Genomic DNA, 16,876 nt, shown 5'->3' with positions numbered 1-16,876 from the left:
GAGACACCCATGACGTTCCACCCACCAGCGCACCGAGGCGCGACCGGAACACCATGGGTCTCTCACGCCCTCCCAGACACCCACCGCGTTCCACCCACTAACCCACCGAAGCGTCACCGGAACACCACGGGTGTCTCAGACCCGCGCAGACACCCATGGTGCTCCACCGACCAGCCCACCGAGGCGTCACCGGAACGCCATGGGTGCCTCAGGCTCGGGCCGACACCCACCGCGCCCCTTCCACCAGCGCACACATGCGGGACTGGAACACCACGGGTGCCTCATGCCCCCGCAGACACCCACAGCACTCCACCCGAGCGCCACGGGAACGGGGCGCTCTCCGACCCTCACGAGCCCCTCGTGCACATACGTTGATCTTGCAGTTGCGGCCCGGGTAAAGGCGCACAAAGCCGACATACGGGGGGCCGAAACTGCAAGATCAACGAGGCGGAGGGGCGAGGGCGAGGGCAGGGCGGGGAGGCGGGTCAGGGGGTGGGGGGTAGGACGGCGGGGGGTAGGGCGGTGCGGATGTCCGCCACCACCTCGTCGATCGGGCCACGTCCGGTGAAACCGGCCGCGAACCGGTGCCCGCCACCGCCGAGCCCCACCGCCACCCGGCTCACGTCCACCGCGCCCTTGCTGCGCAGGGAGACCGCCCACTCGGCCTCGCCGGACTGCTTGACGACGCAGCTCACGTCCGCCTCCTCGGTGCAGCGGACGGAGTCGATAAGCGCCTCCAGCACGTACGCCGGTTGGTCGTGACGGGCCAGGTCGTCGTGGGTCGCGTACGTCCAGACCAGGCCGTGCCCGGCGGCGGCCTCCGGTTCGAGCGTGGCCCGGCCGAGCACCTCGCCGAAGAGCCGGACGGCGCCGAACGGGCGGGTGTCGAAGACCCGCCGGGAGATGTCGCCGGGTCGGATGCCGGTGGCCAGCAGGCGTGCGGCCATCTCGTGCACGGCGGGGGTGGTCGCCTCGAAGCGGAACGAGCCGGTGTCGGTGGTCAGCGCCACGTAGAGGCCGGTCGCCATCGGCGCGTCGAGCGTCACCCCGAGCCGGTCCAGCAGCCCCAGCGCCACCACGGACGTGGCCGCGGCGTGCGGGTCGACCAGGTTGACGCCGCCGAACCCGGTGTTCGAGGCGTGGTGGTCGAGCACCAGCGACGTGCCCGCCGTGGCCAGTCGGTCGACCAGGTCACCCAGCCGGGACTCGCTCGCCGCGTCGAAGCAGATCATCAGGTCCGGCGCCGGGTACGCGTCGTCCTGCGGGACCAGCAGTTCGACGCCGGGCAGCCAGCGGAACGGCTCGGGTGCGCCGGCCGGGCCGGGGAAGGTCGCCTGGAGATGGCGTACGCCGAGCCGGCGCAGGCCCAGCGCGAAGCCGAGCATGCTGCCCAGCGCGTCCCCGTCCGGGTTGACGTGGCAGACGAGCAGCACCCGCGCGTCGGCGCGGAGCGCGCGGACCGCCTCGACGGCGGCCGCCCAGTCGGCGTCGGTGGGACCGCCCACCGACGCGCCGTCACGCCCGGCGGGCGGCGCGCCGTCCACGGCCGCTTCGGTCACCGACGGTCGCCGCCGCGCGGCTCGTCGTCCGTCGACGACTCGTCCCCGGCCGGCGCGTCCCCGTCCTCGTCCTCGTCCACGCGGTACGGCTGGGCGTCGCCCGCGTACGCGGCCGAGGCGGCCAGCCGCTGCACCTCGGCGTCGGCGGAGCGGGCCGCGGTGAGCAGGTCGTCGATGTGCTTGACCTGGTTCTGCACGTCGTCGAGGACGAACGTCAGCGTCGGCGAGTGCCGCAGCCCGAGCGCCTTGCCGACCGTGCTGCGCAGCATGCCCTTGGCGCTCTCCAGCGCGGCGGCGGTGCTCGCCTGGGCCGCCGCGTCGCCGAGCACCGTGTAGAAGACGGTGGCGTCACGCAGGTCGGCGGTGATCCGGGCGTCGGTGATCGTGATCATGCCGAGCCGGGGGTCCTTGATCTGGCTCCGCACCACCGACGCGACGAGTTCACGGACGCGCTCCGCGTGCCGGCGTACCTTGGCCGGATCCGACATGTCCCCCACCTCCACGATCACTGTTCCGACGGCCCCGGCGCGCCGCACGCCCCGGGCCCGACCGCCCAACGTCCGAGAACATTACCCGCGCCCCGCCGGGCGTCGCGCGGCCCGGCCGGGCTGCCGCGCGACGCGCCGACGGGTCAGTCGTCCGCGCCGTGCAGGCGGCGGCGCACCGACAGCAGCTCGGTCTCCGGGCGGGCGGCCACCATCCGCTCGCAGGAGTCGAGCACCTCACGGACGTGGGCCGGCTCGGCGGCCACCACGGCCACCCCGATCTCGGCCCGGCCGTGCAGGTCGAGCGCGCCGACCTCGGCGGCCGAGACCTCGAACTTGCGCAGCGCGGCGACGATCGGCCGGACGTAGGACCGCTTGGCCTTCAGGGAGCGGGAGTCGCCCGGGAGCAACAGGTCGAACAACGCGGTTCCGGTATACACGGCGAGCAACGGTACGCGCGGACGCCACCCACGGCATCCGATTACGGCGCGACGGCGACCAGCACGTCCCGCTCGATGGCCTGGTCGACGCGGTGGGCGAGGTCCCGCCAGCCCGGCCCGTCGAGCACGCGCAGGCCGGCGTCGGTGAGCACCGCCTCCGCCTCCGCGCGCGGCGCCACGTGGGTGTTCCAGGACATCCCCAACGCGCCGCCGGGGCGCAGCAGCTCACACCACACCGGTACGGCGGCGGTGAGCAGTTCCAGCGGGCTGCGGGACAGCCCCTGACCGGTGCGGCTGCCGTGCGCCACGCCGTACGGCGCGTCGGTGACGATCACGTCGGCGCAGCGGGGGCGGAGCACCTCGCGGGCCCGGGTGGTGTCGGTGTTCAGCACGACGACCCGCTGGGTGGCGCCGGCCCGGTGCGCGTCCTTCGACGGCGAGAGCACCGCCTCGAAGCGGCGAGCGACCAGTTTGCGGTCCCGGCGCACCGAGGTGGTCTCCGCGGTGTGCTTGAGCCGCTTGCGCCGCAGCCAGGTCCGCAGGAACGCCGCGTACGCCTCCACGTCCTGGCTGTCGCGTTCGACGCCGATGCCGTCGTGGCCGTACATGAGCGCCTGGTTGAGCGTGGTGCCCCGACCGCAGAGCGGGTCCAGCACCACGAGCCGTCCGTCCAGCATCCGGGGCGCGGCGGCCGAGGCGAGCAGCGTGACGTTCAGCAGCAGCCGGGTGAACTGCTCGTTGGTCTTGCCGGCGTACTTGGGGATGGTGATCAGGTCCGAGTCGTAGTGCGCCAGCGGGTGCAACGGCACCGGCCGGAGCAGGTCGTCGCCGACCCGCTCGAAGAGCGCGTACGCCGCCGACAGGTTCGCCAGGTGGGCCAGGTCCCGGGCGCCGAGGCCGGGTTCCGGGGCGGTGAAGGTCAGGTAGTCCACCCCGCCGATCCGGGTGACCCCGGCGTCGGCCGGCGGCACGTCGAGCACGCCCGAGCCGGCGAACACGGTCAGTTCGGCGCGGGCCAGCCGGGCGGCCGCGTCGGCGTAGACGCGGTTGGCGGAGGGGGCGAGGAGCAGTGCGTACCCGATCACGCCGCAGATTGTCGCAGCCTGCGGAAACGGCGACGGCCGGGACCCGAAGGCCCCGGCCGTCGACAGTCGTGCACACCGCTCAGGCGCGCGGCTTCTCCCGCATCTCGAAGGTCTCGATGATGTCGCCGACCTGGACGTTGTTGTAACCGCCCAGCGTCAGACCACACTCGAAGCCTTCGCGGACCTCGGTCGCGTCGTCCTTGAACCGCTTCAGGGAGCTGATCGTGAGGTTGTCCGCCACGACCGCGCCGTCCCGCAGCAGCCGCGCCTTGGCGTTGCGGCGGATGAGGCCGGACCGGACGATACAGCCGGAGATGTTGCCGATCTTGGACGAGCGGAAGACGTCGCGGATCTCCGCGGTGCCCAGCTCGACCTCCTCGTACTCCGGCTTGAGCAGACCCTTGAGCGCGGCGTCGATCTCCTCGATGGCCTGGTAGATGACCGTGTAGTACCGGATCTCCACGCCCTCGCGGTCGGCGATCTCGCGGACCTTGTTGGCGGCCCGCACGTTGAAGCCGATGATCGTGACCGCCTCGTTCGAGGCGCTCGCGAGCATGACGTCGCTCTCGGTGATCGCGCCCACGCCCCGGTGGATGATCCGGAGCTGGACCTCCTCGGGGATGTCGAGGTTGAACAGCGCGTCCTCGAGCGCCTCCACGGAACCGGAGCCGTCGCCCTTGAGCACCAGGTTGAGCGAGGTCTTCTCGCCCTCCTTGAGCTGCTCCATGAGCGTCTCGAGAGTGGCCCGGCCACGGGAGTTGGCGAACGACGCCGCCCGCCGCCGTGCCTGCCGCTGCTCGGCGATCTGCCGCACGGTGCGGTCGTCCTCGGCGGCCAGGAAGGTGTCACCCGCACCCGGCACCGTGGTCAGACCCAGCACCATGACCGGACGCGCCGGCCCGGCGTAGTCCACCGGCTTGCCGTTCTCGTCCAGCATGGCCCGGACGCGGCCGTGCGCCCCACCGGCGACGATGGAGTCACCCGCCCGCAGCGTGCCCTTCTGCACCAGCACGGTCGCCACCGCGCCACGGCCCTTGTCCAGGTGCGCCTCGATGGCCACACCCTGAGCCGGCCCGTCGATCGGAGCGGTCAGCTCCAGCGACGCGTCGGCGGTCAGCAGGACCGCCTCCAGCAGCTCGTCGATGCCGATGCCCGGCTTCGCGGCCACGTTGACGAACATGGTGTCGCCGCCGTACTCCTCGGCGACCAGGCCGTACTCGGTCAGCTGCTGGCGAACCTTGTCCGGGTTCGCGTCCGGCTTGTCGACCTTGTTGACCGCGACCACGATCGGCACGTCCGCCGCCTTGGCGTGGTTGAGCGCCTCGATGGTCTGCGGCATCACGCCGTCGTCGGCCGCCACCACCAGGATCACGATGTCCGTCACCTGGGCACCACGGGCACGCATGGCGGTGAACGCCTCGTGACCCGGGGTGTCGATGAAGGTCACCGCGCGGTCCTCGCCCTCGTGCGGGACGTGGACCTGGTAGGCGCCGATGTGCTGGGTGATGCCACCCGCCTCGCCGGCCACGACGTTCGCCTTGCGGATCGCGTCGAGCAGCTTGGTCTTACCGTGGTCGACGTGACCCATGACGGTCACCACCGGCGCACGGCTGACCAGGCGGTCCGCCGCGACCTCGGCGTCGAGGTCGATGTTGAACTGCGCGAGCAGCTCGCGGTCCTCGTCCTCCGGGCTGACGATCTGCACGTCGAAGCCGAGGTGCTCACCCAGCAGCAGCAGGGTCTCGTCGGAGCACGACTGGGTCGCCGTCACCATCTCGCCCAGGTTGAACATCTCCTGGACCAGCGAACCCGGGTTGGCGTTGATCTTGTCGGCGAAGTCCGACAGCGAGGCGCCACGGGACAGCCGGACGACCTGACCTTGACCGCGGGGAGCACCCGAGGACATGGTCGGGGCCGACAGGTTGTCGAACTCCTGTCTGCGCTGCTTCTTGGACTTGCGACCACGGGTCGGCCGGCCACCCGGACGCCCGAAGGCACCCGCGGCGCCGCCGCCACGACCGCGACCGCCGCCACCGGGACGGCCACCGCCGCCACCCGGACGGAAACCGCCGCCGGGAGCGCCGCCACCGCCGCCGCCACCGGGACCGCCACGGAAGCCACCGCCACCGCCGCCGCCACCGGGGCCACCGCGGTAGCCACCGCCACCGCCGCCGCCACCGGGACCGCCGCGGTAACCACCGCCGCCGCCACCGGGGCGACCCGCGCCGCCACCGGGACCGCCACGACCGCCGCCGGGACCGCCGGGGCGGCCCGTGGTCGGACGCTGGCTCGGCATCGACGCCGGGCTGGGCCGCGGCGGCATGGACGCCGGGCTGGGCCGCGGCGGCATGCCGGCCGGGCTGGGACGGGGACCGCCCCCGCCGGCCGCCGGGGGCCGCTGCTGCTGGCCACCCTGGATGCCGAACGGGTTGTTACCGGCGCCGCGCGCCGGCGGACGACCGCCGGGACGGGCACCCGGACCCTGACCCGGGCCACCGGGACGGGCGGCCGGGGAGCCCGGACGCGCCGGCATGGCGTTCGGGCCGGGACGCGGGCCGGGGCGGGGACCGCCCTCGGCCGGAGGCTCCCGGCGCGGGGCCTCACGCTGCTGCTGGCGGGCGGCCTGGGCGGCCTTGACCGCGGCCTCCTGCTCAGCCTTCAGCGCGGCGGCACGCGCTTCGGCGGCCGCCACTTCGATGTCGTGCGCGCTCGCCGGCTTGGCGACCGGGGTCGCCGGCTGCGGCGGGCCGGGGACCGGGCCCTTGGGCTTCGGTCCAGGGGTCGGCGCGGCCGGACGCCGGGGCGGCATCGGTCGGGCCGAGACCCGGGGGGCACCCGGGGTCGGGGTGGGCGTCGGGGTCGGTGCCGGGCCGCTGGGGGCGGCTGCCGGCGGTGCGGCGGGCGCCGGCGAACCGGCGGACGCCACGAACGCGTTCCGCAACCGTCGGGCGACAGGCGCCTCGACGGTGCTGGAGGCGGACTTCACGAACTCGCCCATCTCCTTGAGCTTGGCGAGAACGGTCTTGCTTTCGACCCCGAGCTCCTTGGCAAGCTCGTGTACGCGGGCCTTTCCTGCCACTGCACTCCTCACTCCGAGGTCGTGCGGGCAGCACCCGCAGCGACCTCACTCGTGCACTTGAAGCCTGGTCATTTCTGCGACTTCATCGTGTGCTCATGTCGGTCGTCCTACCTTGCTAGCGACCCTCGACCGGTCGGGTTGACCGGTCGTCGGGGGTTGCGCGTCGACGTGCTCGGCAAGTGCGCCGTGGTCGGGGACCCCGGCGACGCGCAGCGCCCGCCCGAAGGCTCGGCGCCGCACCGCCTGCGCGAAGCAGGCCGGATTGGGGTGCATGTTCGCTCCCCGACCCGGCAGTCTGCGGGCCGGATCGGGCCGGAGACTGGTCTGACCAGCCTCGTCACCGATCGCGACGACCCGCAACAACTCGCTGGCCGGCGCTCGTTTCCGGCAGCCCACACAGGTGCGCTCCGGCAGCGCGCGTCGTGCCACTGAAGAAGTCTACCCCTAGCTGCTCGAGATCGCGCCGCCCGGCTCCGGGACGTGATCGGCTCCGCCCCGCCCGGCGGCGCCGGGCTGCTCGGCGTCGGAGCGGATGTCGATGCGCCAACCGGTCAACCGGGCCGCGAGGCGGGCGTTCTGCCCTTCCCGGCCGATCGCCAGCGAGAGCTGGAAGTCCGGGACGGTGACCCGGGCGGCACGGCTGGCCAGGTCGACCACCTCGACCCGCAGCGCCTTGGCCGGCGAGAGCGCGTTGCCGACGAAGGTGGCCGGGTCGTCCGACCAGTCGATGATGTCGATCTTCTCGCCGTGCAGCTCGCTCATCACCGCGCGCACCCGCTGCCCCATCGGGCCGATACAGGCGCCCTTGGCGTTGACGCCGGAGGCGGTGGAGCGTACGGCGATCTTCGTGCGGTGACCTGCCTCACGCGCGATGGCGCCGATCTCCACCGTGCCGTCCGCGATCTCCGGCACCTCCAGCGCGAAGAGCTTCTTCACCAGCGCGGGGTGCGACCGGGACAGCGTGATCTGCGGGCCGCGCATTCCCTTGGCGACGTGCACGACCACGCAGCGGATCCGCTCGCCGTGCTCGTAGCGCTCGCCGGGGACCTGCTCGGACTGCGGCAGCACGCCCTCCAGCTTGCCCAGGTCGACGCTGACGATGCCCTTCTCCCGGCGGGTCTCGTGGGCCTGCACCACGCCGGTGACCAGGTCGCCGTCGCGGCCGACGTACTCGCCGAAGTGCACCTCGTCGGTGGCCTCCCGCAGCCGCTGGAGGATCACCTGCTTGGCGGTCATGGCGGCGATCCGGCCGAAGTCGTGCGGGGTGTCGTCCCACTCCCGGGTCACCGAGCCGTCGTCGTCCAGCTCCTGGGCGTAGACGGAGGCGGCACCGCTCTTGCGGTCGATCTCCACCCGGGCGTGCGGCTCGGCGCCGTCGGTGTGCCGGTAGGCGGTCAGCAGCGCGGTCTCGATCGCCGCGAGGATCGTGTCGAACGGGATCTCCCGCTCGCGCTCCAGGGCGCGCAGCGCCGCGAGGTCGATGTTCACCTCTCCTCGTCCTCCAGATCTTCGTCGTCGTCGATGTCGGTGTCGTCACCGAGGTCGGAGTCGTCCAGGTCGTCCAGGCGGTTGAACTCCACCTGGACCCGGCCGGGCCCGAGTTCGGAATGGGGGTGCGCGGCCGGGCCGGCGTCGGTCTCCAGCGTCACGCGCTCGTCGTCGGCGGCCGTGATCCGGCCGGTGAGCTGCCGGTCTCCGGCGTCGCCGCGCACGGTGACCTTGACCAGCCGGCCGACGTTACGCCGCCAGTGCCGGGGCAGGGTGAGCGGACGGTCCACGCCGGGCGAGCTGACCTCGAGTTGGTATTCCCCGGCGACGATGTCGCCACCGGCCTCCTCGGCGGCGTCCAGCGCCCCGGAGACCGCCCGGGAGACGTCGGCCACCGCGTCCAGGTTGATCCCGCCGTCGGCGTCCACGATCACCCGCACCACGTGCCGGCGACCGGCGCGGGAGACGGAGAGGTCCTCCAGGTCGTAGCCGGCGGCGGTGACCACCGGCTCGATCACCTCGCGCAGGCGCGTCCGGCGGGCGGCGAGATCGCCTCGGGGTGCGCCACCGCGGTCCGCGGCGCGGGGGCCGTCGGACCGGCGGGGCCGCCCGGCGGGCCCCGACGGTCGGGTGGCACGGCCACGCTGCGTCATCGCGTGCACCTCTCTGCTGTTGCCACGGTCCGTGGGAGCCGTGCTGTCCTGGGCCGGCGTCGGCGGTCGACCCGCCATGCCGGCACGCCACCGGGGCGTTCGCGCCCGGCGGCTGCGCAGAGCGTAACGCCTGGGCCGCGCGGCGGACCCGGCGGCGCACCGGCGACCCTGCCCCACGGGGTGGCGGGGATGGTGTTGACTTGTCCGGTGGGGACCGGCAGAACACCATCCGACCAGGGCAGAACGAGGCACTCCCGGCGTCGCCTGCTGCGCGCCGGGGCGCTCGTGGCGCTCGGCGGCGCGGCCGTGCCGCTGACTGGTTGTGATCTTCTCGACCGTCACGACGAGCCGTCGCCGCCCGACGCGCTGGAGCCGTTGGTGGCCGAGGCGCTGGCCTTGGAGGCGCAACACCGGGCCGCGGCCGCCGCCACGCCGGCCCTGGCCGGTCGGCTCACCCCGATCGCCGACGCGCACCGGGCGCACGCCGACGAGTTGCGCCGGGTGATCGGCCGGCCGGCGCCGTCCGGTACGCCGTCGGCCAGCCCGTCGGGCCCGCCCGCCACCGATCCCGACGCCGCGATCGCCGGGTTGCGCAAGGCCGAGCAGCAGGGCCGGACGAACGCCGCCAAGGCCTGCGCGGGCGCGCCGCCCGAGCGGGCCGCGCTGCTCGGCTCGATCGCCGCCGCCCGGGCCACCCACGTCGAGGCCCTGGCATGAGCGAGCGCACCGAGCGCAGCGAGGGCCGCGAGCGCATGCCCGACCGGCTCAGCATGAGCGAGCGCACCGAGCGAAGCGAGGGCCACGAGCGCATGCCAGGCCGGCTCAGCACGAGCCCGACCGGTGACCCGACCTCGGCCCTGTCCGGCGCGCTCGCCGCCGAGTACGCGGCGGTCTGGGCGTACGGGGTGATCGGCGTGCACCTGACCGACGCGGCGCGCTCGGCCGCCCGGGCCGCCGAGGCGGCGCACCGGTCCCGCCGGGACGCGCTCGTGCTCCAGCTCGCCGAGGGCTCCGGCCAGGTGCCCGCCGACCGGGCCGGCTACGCGCTGCCCTACCCGGTGACCGACCGGGCGAGCGCGCTGCGGCTGGCGGTCGAGATCGAGGAGCGCACCGCCGGTCACTGGCGGGCCGCGTTGCCGCACACCGGCGGCGTCGACCGGAACACCGCGCTCGCCGCGCTCACCGACTGCGCGGTGCGGGCGACCCGGTGGCGGCGCACGGCCGGGGTGACGCCGGTCACCGTGCCGTTCCCCGGCCGGCCGACCTGAGCGCGGCGCCGGTCACCGTGGGCAGGCCCGCGGTTGCGGCCCGCATACCAGGTATGCATACTCCAGGCCATGTCCATCCGCCACGGCCTGCTCGCCCTGCTCGAACGCGGCCAGATGTACGGCTACCAGCTGCGCGCCGCGTTCGAGGAGTCGACCGGGTCGACCTGGCCGCTCAACATCGGGCAGGTGTACACCACGCTGGCCCGGCTGGAACGTGACGGACTGGTCCGCCCGCTGCCGGAGAACGAGAGCGGGCAGCGACCGTACGAGATCACCGACGCCGGGCGGGCGGACCTGGCGCTCTGGTTCGCCACCCCGATCAGCCGCGCCGACCGGCCCCGCGACGAGCTGTCGATCAAGCTGGCGCTGGCGTTGACCACGCCCGGCGTGGACGTCCGGTCGGTGGTGCAGACCCAGCGCAGCGCCACCATGCGCGCGTTGCAGGAGTTCACGCGCTTGAAGTACGCCAGCGACAAGCCGGAGGATCTGCCCTGGCGGCTGGTGCTGGACGCGATGATCTTCCAGGCCGAGGCCGAGGTGCGCTGGCTCGACCACTGCGAGACCAGCCTGGTCCGCCACCGCCCGGCGCCGAGCCGGCCCGCCACCCACCCCGAGGCGGTGGACCGGGCCGGTGACGAGGCCCGCCGGTGACACGACACGGAGGTCGGCGACGATGAGCGCAGTGCTGGAACTTCGCGACGTGCACCGGACGCACGGCGCCGGCGAGGCCGCCGTGCACGCGCTGCGCGGCGTGAGCCTCACCGTGACGGCGGGCGAGCTGGTGGCGGTGATGGGCCCGTCCGGCTCCGGCAAGTCGACGCTGCTGGCGCTGGCCGGCGGCCTGGACCGGCCCACCGGCGGCGAGGTGCTGGTCGAGGGCGAGCCGCTCGGCGGGCTGCCGGCCCGCGAGCTGGCCCGGCTGCGCCGCCGCCGGGTCGGGTACGTCTTCCAGGACCTCAACCTGCTCGGCAGCCTGACCGCGGTGGAGAACGTGGCGCTCCCGCTGGAGCTGGACGGCACCGGGGTGCGGGCGGCCCGCCGGCTGGCCCTGGCCGCGCTGCGCGAGGTGGAGGTCGCCGGCCTGGCCGACCGGTTCCCCGACCAGATGTCCGGCGGCCAGCAGCAGCGGGTGGCGATCGCCCGGGCGCTGGTCGGCGAACGCCGGCTGGTGCTCGCCGACGAGCCGACCGGCGCGCTGGACTCGCAGGCCGGCGAGGCGGTGCTGCGCCTGCTGCGCCGCCGGGTGGACGACGGGGCGGCCGGGGTGCTGGTCACCCACGAGGCCCGGCACGCCGGCTGGGCGGACCGGGTGGTCTTCCTGCGCGACGGCGTGCTCGTCGACTCGACCGCCCCGCTGATCGGCATCGAGCACCTGCTCAGCGGCAGCGGCCGGTGACCTCCGGCCGGCTGGCCGCGGCGCGCGGCTCGTGGCGTACCGCGTTGCGGATCGCCCGCCGGGAGGCCCGCCGGTCCCGGCGGCGGACGCTGCTGGTGCTGGTGATGATCGCGTTGCCGGTGCTCGGCCTGAGCTTCGCCGCGGTGAGCTACGACATGTCCGACCTGACCCGGGCGGAGCGCCAGGAGCGTCGGCTCGGCGCGGCCGACGCGGAGCTGCGCTGGACGAACCTGGGGCCGGTGACGCAGGACGCCTGGGGTGACTCGTCCTGGCCGGCCAGTGGCGAGCCGAAGGTCCGGACCCGGCCGGTCACCGCAGACGAGCTGCGGGCGCTGCTGCCCGCCGGCAGCCAGGTCACCCGGGTCAGGTGGTGGATGCCGTTCGAGACCCGGATCGGGCGGCACATCGAGGCGCTGGAGGCGCGCGCCGTCGACCTGACCGACCCGCTCGCCCGGCCGCTGGCCCGGATCCTCCAGGGGCGGGCGCCGGTCCGCCCGGACGAGATCGCGGTCAGCCGGGCCGCGCTGCGCCTGCTGCACACCCGGCTGGGCGAGCCGGTACGCACCACCGACGGCGCCACCCACCGGGTGGTCGGGGTGATCGAGTTCCCGGACAACCTGGGCCCGACGGTGACGCTTGCCGGGGTGGCCCCGGAGGGACCGCCGACCGAGGCGAGCTGGCTCGTCCATGTCCCCGGCGGGATGGACGGGGCGCTGGCCGACCGGCTCAACGGGCAGGGCGTCCAGGTGGCCGCCCGGCGCCCGCTGCCGGGCCGGGACGTGTACACCGACGGCATGTCGATGCCGGACGCCGAGGAGACCAGCGTGTCCGTGCTTGTCGGCGGGCTGGGCCTGCTGGAGGTGGTGCTGCTTGTCGGCCCGGCCTTCGCGGTCGGCGTACGCCGCCGGCGGCGGGACCTCGCGCTGGTGGCGGTGGCCGGCGGGGACGCGGTCCACCTGCGCCGGGTGGTGCTCGCCGACGGGGTGGTGCTCGGGGCGGGCGGGGCCGCCCTGGGGCTGCTGCTGGGCGTCGGCGCCGCGTTCGCCGGCCGCCCGCTCGTCGAGCAGTACCTGATCCAGCAACGCTTCGGCGCGTACCGCGTCTTTCCCGCCGCGCTGGCCGCGATCGCCGCGGTCGCGGTCCTGGCCGGGGTGCTGGCGGCGCTCGCGCCGGCCTGGGCCGCGGCCCGGCAGGACGTGGTGGCCGGGCTGGCCGGCCGGCGCGACGCGCCCCGGCCACGACGCCGCTGGTTGCTGCTCGGCGCGTTGTTCACCGTCGCCGGCACGGCGCTGGCCGCGTTCGCCGCCAGCCGGACCTCGCCGACCGGAGTGCTTGCCGGTGTCGTGCTGGGCGAGCTGGGGCTGGTGTTCTGCACGCCGACGCTCGTCGGGGCGCTCGCCCGCGCCGGCCGGCTGCTGCCGCTGACCCCCCGGCTGGCGTTGCGGGACGCCAGCCGCAACCGGTCGTCGGCCGCGCCGGCCATCTCGGCGGTGATGGCGGCGGTGGCCGGCAGCGTGGCGCTCGGCGTCTACGTGGCAAGCGACGACGCCCGGTCCGAGAGCATGTGGCAGCCGGGCCTGCCGCCGGGGCACCTGCTGGTCCAGCTCGTCAACCGTGAGGCCACGCCGCCGCCGACCGCCGGCGCGATCGCCGACCGGATCCGCGCGGTGCTGCCGGGCGCCACCGTGTCGGGAGTCGCCACGCCGGACTGCGCGCGACCGAGCGGGCCCGAGGAGTACTGCTCCGCGCAGGCGGTGCGCCCGCCCGAGGAGCGCTGCCGGTACCAGCCGGTGGAGACCGCGCCCGCCGCCGCCCGCGACGACCGCCGCTGCGTCGAGACGTTCCGCGAACCGAACGACATCTCGCTGCCCGTGCTGGTGGACGACGGCGACGCGCTGGTCGCGCTCACCGACGCCCCGGCCGACGAGGTGAGCGCCGCCCGGCGGATGCTCGCCGCGGGCGGCGTGGTGGTCACCGACCCCCGCAAGCTGGTGGACGGGCAGGTGCGGGTGGAGGTGGAGCGCGGGTCGGGCGAGGTGGGCCCGGGACGGCTGCTGCCCGGGTACGTGTTGCGCGGCGGCCTTCCGGTGGACCGGCTGGTGCTCTCCCCCGCCGCCGCGAGCCGGCTCGGCCTGGTCGGCACCCCGATGGGCTATCTGGTGGACACCACCGCCGCGCCGACCGACAGCCAGCGCGAGCGGCTGGCCGACGAACTCTCCGACCTGGTGCGCGTCTCGGTGGACATGTCGACCGCGCGCCCGCCGTCGGACCAGCGCTCGGTGCTGCTCCTGCTCTCCGTCGCGTCCGGGGTCATCACGCTCGGCGCGGCCGCGGTCGCCACCGGCCTGGCCGCCGCCGAGGGCCGTCGGGACATGTCCGTGCTCGCGGCGGTCGGCGCCGATCCCCGGGTACGCCGGATGCTGTCGCTCTGCCAGGCCGGCGTGATCGCGGTGCTCGGCTCGGCACTCGGCACCCTGGCCGGGCTCGGCTCGGCGGTCGTCATCCTGGCCTCGCTCAACCAGCGGTACGCGGACTCGTGGCCGGTGCAGCCGCCCTACCCGGTGGTCGTGCCCGGGGTCACCATGGCCGTGCTGGTGGTGGTGCCGCTGGTGGCGATGGCCGGCGCGGCCACGCTCACCCGGTCCCGCCTGCCTGTCGAACGCCGCCTCGACTGAGCGGCCCGCGAGCGGCACACTGGGCGGGTGTCCGCTCTGGGATCCCTCACCCGCCGCCTCGGTCACCAGCAGTGGTTCGCCACCACCATGCGCCTGCTCGTCCCCGCCGACCGGCTGGTCGGCCGGCTGACGAAGGGGCGGGTGGTCGCGTTCGGGCTGGTGCCCACGCTGGTGCTCACCTCCACCGGTCGTCGTTCCGGCAAGCCCCGCAGCAATCCTCTGCTCTACGTCCCCGACGGCGACGCCTACGTGGTGATCGGCTCCAACTGGGGGCAGCAGCACCAACCGTCGTGGACGTTCAACCTGCTTGCCGAGCCGGCCGCCGAGGTGGACGTCCGGGGGCGCCGGATCCCGGTCCGCGCCGAGCAGGTCGTCGGCGCCGACCGGGAGCGGCTGTTCGACCGGCTGGTGCAGGAGTGGCCGGCCTACCGCACGTACGTCGAGCGGGCCGGCGGCCGCGAGATCAAGGTCTTCCGTCTCGTCCCGGAGAGTTGAGATCATCGCCGCCGGAGGCACGACGAGCAGTCGCCCTCGTGCTCGGGTCGGAGCACGCAGCGTCGCCCCTCGGACAGGCGGCGGTCACAGAAGGCCCAATGTCGTACGTTCTGCTCGTCCTCGGGCGAGACAGTGGTCCCGCCGGGTTCTACCTGCGGTAGAACCGAACTCCAATGAGCCACGACGCGGGCCAGGCGCTGAGCCGAGACGAGGTCGTTGACAACCATCGGTAGGTGGACCACCCAGCGCTCGGTCATCGCTCTTCTCCTATCGGCGACAGCACGGGTTGGGGGCGGGCCGACGACCCGCCCCCACGCGCCTGCCACCGCAGCGTGATCGCGGTACGGAAGCAGGGCCTATGTCGGCGTCGTTGATCGACCGACATGGGTAGCATTCCGAGTACGCTGCGCAGGGGGCAGCCGTGAGCAGTGGGCCCACATGCCAGCCCACGGCCCGAGGGGCGACGTGAACGACTTCGGAGACATACTCAGACAGCACCGGACAGCCGCAGGCTGGTCACTGCGAAAGCTCGCCGAGTGCGTCAGGTACGACTTCGGCTATCTCGGCCAGATCGAACGTGGTAGTCGCCGGGCCAACGCTGACATCGTGGCCGCATACGACCGCGCCCTGGCGGTCGGCGGCGCACTGACCAAGGCGTTCGAGAACAGGCAGGCCAACGAGACCGACATGCGTAGAAGAGTGGTTCTCCAGGCAGCGGGCTCACTCGTCGCTCTACCCACGGCTGATCGGCTGTTCGGGTGGGAGGTATTGCGGCACGGCCTCAATGCCGCGATGGGCGTCGACGTCGACGAATGGAGCGAGATCGTCTCCGACTATGGCCGCGCCTATTACCAGCAGTCGCAGGACCGCCTCATGGCGCAGCTCAGTCGGGATCTGACGGTTTTGCAGCATCAACTGACCGCCGCCGACGATCGGAAACGGCCCGTCTTGCTCCGCGCGGCCGGGCAGCTGTCAGTGACCGTCGCGCTCAGTCTCGTCGCATCCGGTCATGCCCTGTTGGCACGGCGATGGTGGATCAGTGCTCAGCGCGCCGCAGACGAGTCGGGTGATCCCGACATCCGCGTGCTCACTCGTGCGTGGGACGTCGTCAATGGTTGTTACGACGGTCGTACCCCGACTGCCGTCTTGGCACTCTCGGAAACGGTACTTCCCCTTGCTCAGGCTTCGTCTGCCGCGAGCTGCGGCCTCTTGGCCGGGCGAGCGCAGGCGCTCTCGCTCGCCGGCCGCCACGGCGAGGCCGTCGCCACCGTGCGGCGCCTTGCCGAGCACGTCGAGCGACTTCCTGCCCAGGTCGCCGAAGACGTGGAGTCGCTGTGGGGCTGGCCGGAACACCGCCTCCGACACACCGAGTCCTGGGTATACACACACTCCGGCGACAGGCAGGCCGCCCTTGCCGCGCAGGATCGCGCGCTGGAGCTGTACCCCGCCTCGCAGGCACGCTTACGTACGCAGGTGCAGTTGCATCGGGCGACGGCGCTGATCAGGGACGGCGATGTCCCTGACGGGCTGCGCGTTGCCGTCGACATGGTGGATCGCCTGCCGCAGGAGCAACGGAACGAACTCGTATACGCGGTCGCACGGCAGGCTGCTGCTGCCGTGCCTGAGAGGGAACGGCATAGTCCGGCCTACCGGGATCTCGTGGATCGAATCCGATAGCCAACCGTTCGTGCCGGCACGAACGGTCATAGCATCCGCTGCATGGTTGCCTTCGCCACTCGACAAGCCAACCGCCTGACGTCCATCCTCGGCGCTCTCACTGATCTCTACGCGCTCGTCTATGCGGAGCCGCCCTACCTCGAAGGACCGGCACAGGTGGCCCGATTCCGCGCGGGACTGCCCGACGAGGCCGCACGACCGGGATTCCGTCTCGTCATCGCCAGCGAGGACGACCAATTGGTGGGAGCGGCATACGGGTGGACCATGGCCGCCGGCACCTGGTGGTCGCGGGCCGAGGGCCATCCGCCGGAAAGCGTCCAAAACAGCGATAAATTTGCAGTTATGGAATGGATCGTGCACCCCCGACACCGAGCCCGAGGCATCGGGGCTGAACTGATGCGACGCCTGCTCACCGGCCGGCCCGAGTCCTGGGCGACCCTGGCATCCGACCCACGCACGCAGGCCCGCGACATCTACCGCCGCAATGGCTGGCGGGAGGCCGGGCGCTCCCGGCTTCCGTGGGGTCCACCGATGGACCTGTTGATCCTCGGCCTCCAAGCCTCCGACTAGCCGGTG

General features: G+C 73.7%; 17 protein-coding genes. 8 read left to right on the top strand and 9 right to left on the bottom strand.

Annotated features, from left to right (window positions below; genetic code table 11):
• Positions 1-485: 485 nt before the first annotated feature.
• From ACIA5A_RS06520 to rimP, 8 genes are all read right to left on the bottom strand, one after another.
• Positions 486-1,544 (bottom strand): bifunctional oligoribonuclease/PAP phosphatase NrnA, encoded by a 1,059-nt coding sequence (locus ACIA5A_RS06520; RefSeq protein ID WP_396757100.1) that lies wholly within the window; start codon positions 1,542-1,544, stop codon positions 486-488.
• A gap of 11 nt (positions 1,545-1,555) precedes the next feature.
• Positions 1,556-2,047, bottom strand: coding sequence for a 30S ribosome-binding factor RbfA (gene rbfA / locus ACIA5A_RS06515; RefSeq protein WP_396757065.1), 492 nt, complete (start codon positions 2,045-2,047; stop codon positions 1,556-1,558).
• A 143-nt stretch (positions 2,048-2,190) separates the two neighbouring features.
• Positions 2,191-2,484, bottom strand: a complete 294-nt coding sequence (locus ACIA5A_RS06510; RefSeq protein ID WP_089157120.1) for a DUF503 domain-containing protein — start codon at positions 2,482-2,484, stop codon at positions 2,191-2,193.
• A 41-nt stretch (positions 2,485-2,525) separates the two neighbouring features.
• Complete coding sequence (locus ACIA5A_RS06505; RefSeq protein WP_396757063.1) at positions 2,526-3,569, bottom strand: TRM11 family SAM-dependent methyltransferase; 1,044 nt, start codon at positions 3,567-3,569, stop codon at positions 2,526-2,528.
• 79 nt (positions 3,570-3,648) lie between these two features.
• Positions 3,649-6,648, bottom strand: coding sequence for a translation initiation factor IF-2 (gene infB, locus ACIA5A_RS06500; RefSeq protein WP_396757061.1), 3,000 nt, complete (start codon positions 6,646-6,648; stop codon positions 3,649-3,651).
• A 93-nt stretch (positions 6,649-6,741) separates the two neighbouring features.
• Entirely contained in the window at positions 6,742-7,077 is a 336-nt protein-coding gene (locus tag ACIA5A_RS06495) for a YlxR family protein (protein WP_396757059.1), read from the bottom strand.
• A 15-nt stretch (positions 7,078-7,092) separates the two neighbouring features.
• Positions 7,093-8,136, bottom strand: coding sequence for a transcription termination factor NusA (gene nusA / locus ACIA5A_RS06490; RefSeq protein ID WP_396757057.1), 1,044 nt, complete (start codon positions 8,134-8,136; stop codon positions 7,093-7,095).
• Complete coding sequence (gene rimP, locus ACIA5A_RS06485) at positions 8,133-8,789, bottom strand: ribosome maturation factor RimP (RefSeq protein WP_396757055.1); 657 nt, start codon at positions 8,787-8,789, stop codon at positions 8,133-8,135. Before rimP ends, nusA begins: the two co-directional genes overlap by 4 nt.
• Before the next feature lie 264 nt (positions 8,790-9,053).
• Here rimP and ACIA5A_RS06480 point away from each other — a divergent pair, with 264 nt between their 5' ends.
• The 6 genes from ACIA5A_RS06480 (at position 9,054) to ACIA5A_RS06455 (ending at position 14,623) form a co-directional block, all read left to right on the top strand.
• Entirely contained in the window at positions 9,054-9,506 is a 453-nt protein-coding gene (locus ACIA5A_RS06480) for a hypothetical protein (protein ID WP_396757098.1), read from the top strand.
• A gap of 92 nt (positions 9,507-9,598) precedes the next feature.
• Positions 9,599-10,057, top strand: a complete 459-nt coding sequence (locus ACIA5A_RS06475) for a ferritin-like domain-containing protein (protein WP_396757096.1) — start codon at positions 9,599-9,601, stop codon at positions 10,055-10,057.
• 69 nt (positions 10,058-10,126) lie between these two features.
• Positions 10,127-10,708 carry a PadR family transcriptional regulator gene (locus tag ACIA5A_RS06470; RefSeq protein ID WP_396757053.1) on the top strand — a complete coding sequence of 194 codons (582 nt, stop codon included), beginning with the start codon at positions 10,127-10,129 and terminating at the stop codon, positions 10,706-10,708.
• Between the two features lie 22 nt (positions 10,709-10,730).
• Positions 10,731-11,453 (top strand): ABC transporter ATP-binding protein, encoded by a 723-nt coding sequence (locus tag ACIA5A_RS06465; protein ID WP_396757051.1) that lies wholly within the window; start codon positions 10,731-10,733, stop codon positions 11,451-11,453.
• Entirely contained in the window at positions 11,450-14,128 is a 2,679-nt protein-coding gene (locus ACIA5A_RS06460; RefSeq protein WP_396757049.1) for an FtsX-like permease family protein, read from the top strand. Before ACIA5A_RS06465 ends, ACIA5A_RS06460 begins: the two co-directional genes overlap by 4 nt.
• Before the next feature lie 27 nt (positions 14,129-14,155).
• On the top strand, positions 14,156-14,623 hold the full coding sequence (locus ACIA5A_RS06455; RefSeq protein ID WP_396757047.1) for a nitroreductase family deazaflavin-dependent oxidoreductase: 468 nt from the start codon (positions 14,156-14,158) through the stop codon (positions 14,621-14,623).
• 2 nt (positions 14,624-14,625) lie between these two features.
• Here the strand turns inward: ACIA5A_RS06455 and ACIA5A_RS06450 are convergent, their stop codons facing one another.
• Entirely contained in the window at positions 14,626-14,880 is a 255-nt protein-coding gene (locus ACIA5A_RS06450) for a hypothetical protein (RefSeq protein WP_396757045.1), read from the bottom strand.
• 208 nt (positions 14,881-15,088) lie between these two features.
• Between ACIA5A_RS06450 and ACIA5A_RS06445 the strand changes: the two genes are divergently transcribed.
• Together ACIA5A_RS06445 and ACIA5A_RS06440 are read left to right on the top strand one after the other, a co-directional pair.
• Positions 15,089-16,300: a multiprotein-bridging factor 1 family protein gene (locus ACIA5A_RS06445; protein WP_396757043.1), complete on the top strand. Its 1,212-nt coding sequence runs from the start codon at positions 15,089-15,091 to the stop codon at positions 16,298-16,300.
• 42 nt (positions 16,301-16,342) lie between these two features.
• Positions 16,343-16,870, top strand: coding sequence for a GNAT family N-acetyltransferase (locus ACIA5A_RS06440; protein WP_396757041.1), 528 nt, complete (start codon positions 16,343-16,345; stop codon positions 16,868-16,870).
• The last annotated feature ends 6 nt before the right edge of the window (positions 16,871-16,876 follow it).

Source organism: Micromonospora sp. NPDC051300 (genome assembly GCF_044455315.1).
In the GTDB taxonomy this organism is placed as follows: Bacteria; Actinomycetota; Actinomycetes; order Mycobacteriales; family Micromonosporaceae; genus Micromonospora; species Micromonospora robiginosa.
Note: the sequence above shows the minus strand (reverse complement) of the source record. Positions and strands in the feature narration are given on the sequence as shown.

Bases quoted from the DNA above. Each gene is read 5' to 3' on its own strand.
- ACIA5A_RS06470 (WP_396757053.1), top strand. From the start codon at position 10,127: ATGTCCATCCGCCACGGCCTGCTCGCCCTGCTCGAACGCGGCCAGATG.
- ACIA5A_RS06440 (WP_396757041.1), top strand. From the start codon at position 16,343: ATGGTTGCCTTCGCCACTCGACAAGCCAACCGCCTGACGTCCATCCTC.
- ACIA5A_RS06465 (WP_396757051.1), top strand. From the start codon at position 10,731: ATGAGCGCAGTGCTGGAACTTCGCGACGTGCACCGGACGCACGGCGCC.
- rimP (WP_396757055.1), bottom strand. From the start codon at position 8,789: ATGACGCAGCGTGGCCGTGCCACCCGACCGTCGGGGCCCGCCGGGCGG.
- ACIA5A_RS06475 (WP_396757096.1), top strand. From the start codon at position 9,599: ATGCCAGGCCGGCTCAGCACGAGCCCGACCGGTGACCCGACCTCGGCC.
- ACIA5A_RS06450 (WP_396757045.1), bottom strand. From the start codon at position 14,880: ATGACCGAGCGCTGGGTGGTCCACCTACCGATGGTTGTCAACGACCTC.
- rbfA (WP_396757065.1), bottom strand. From the start codon at position 2,047: ATGTCGGATCCGGCCAAGGTACGCCGGCACGCGGAGCGCGTCCGTGAA.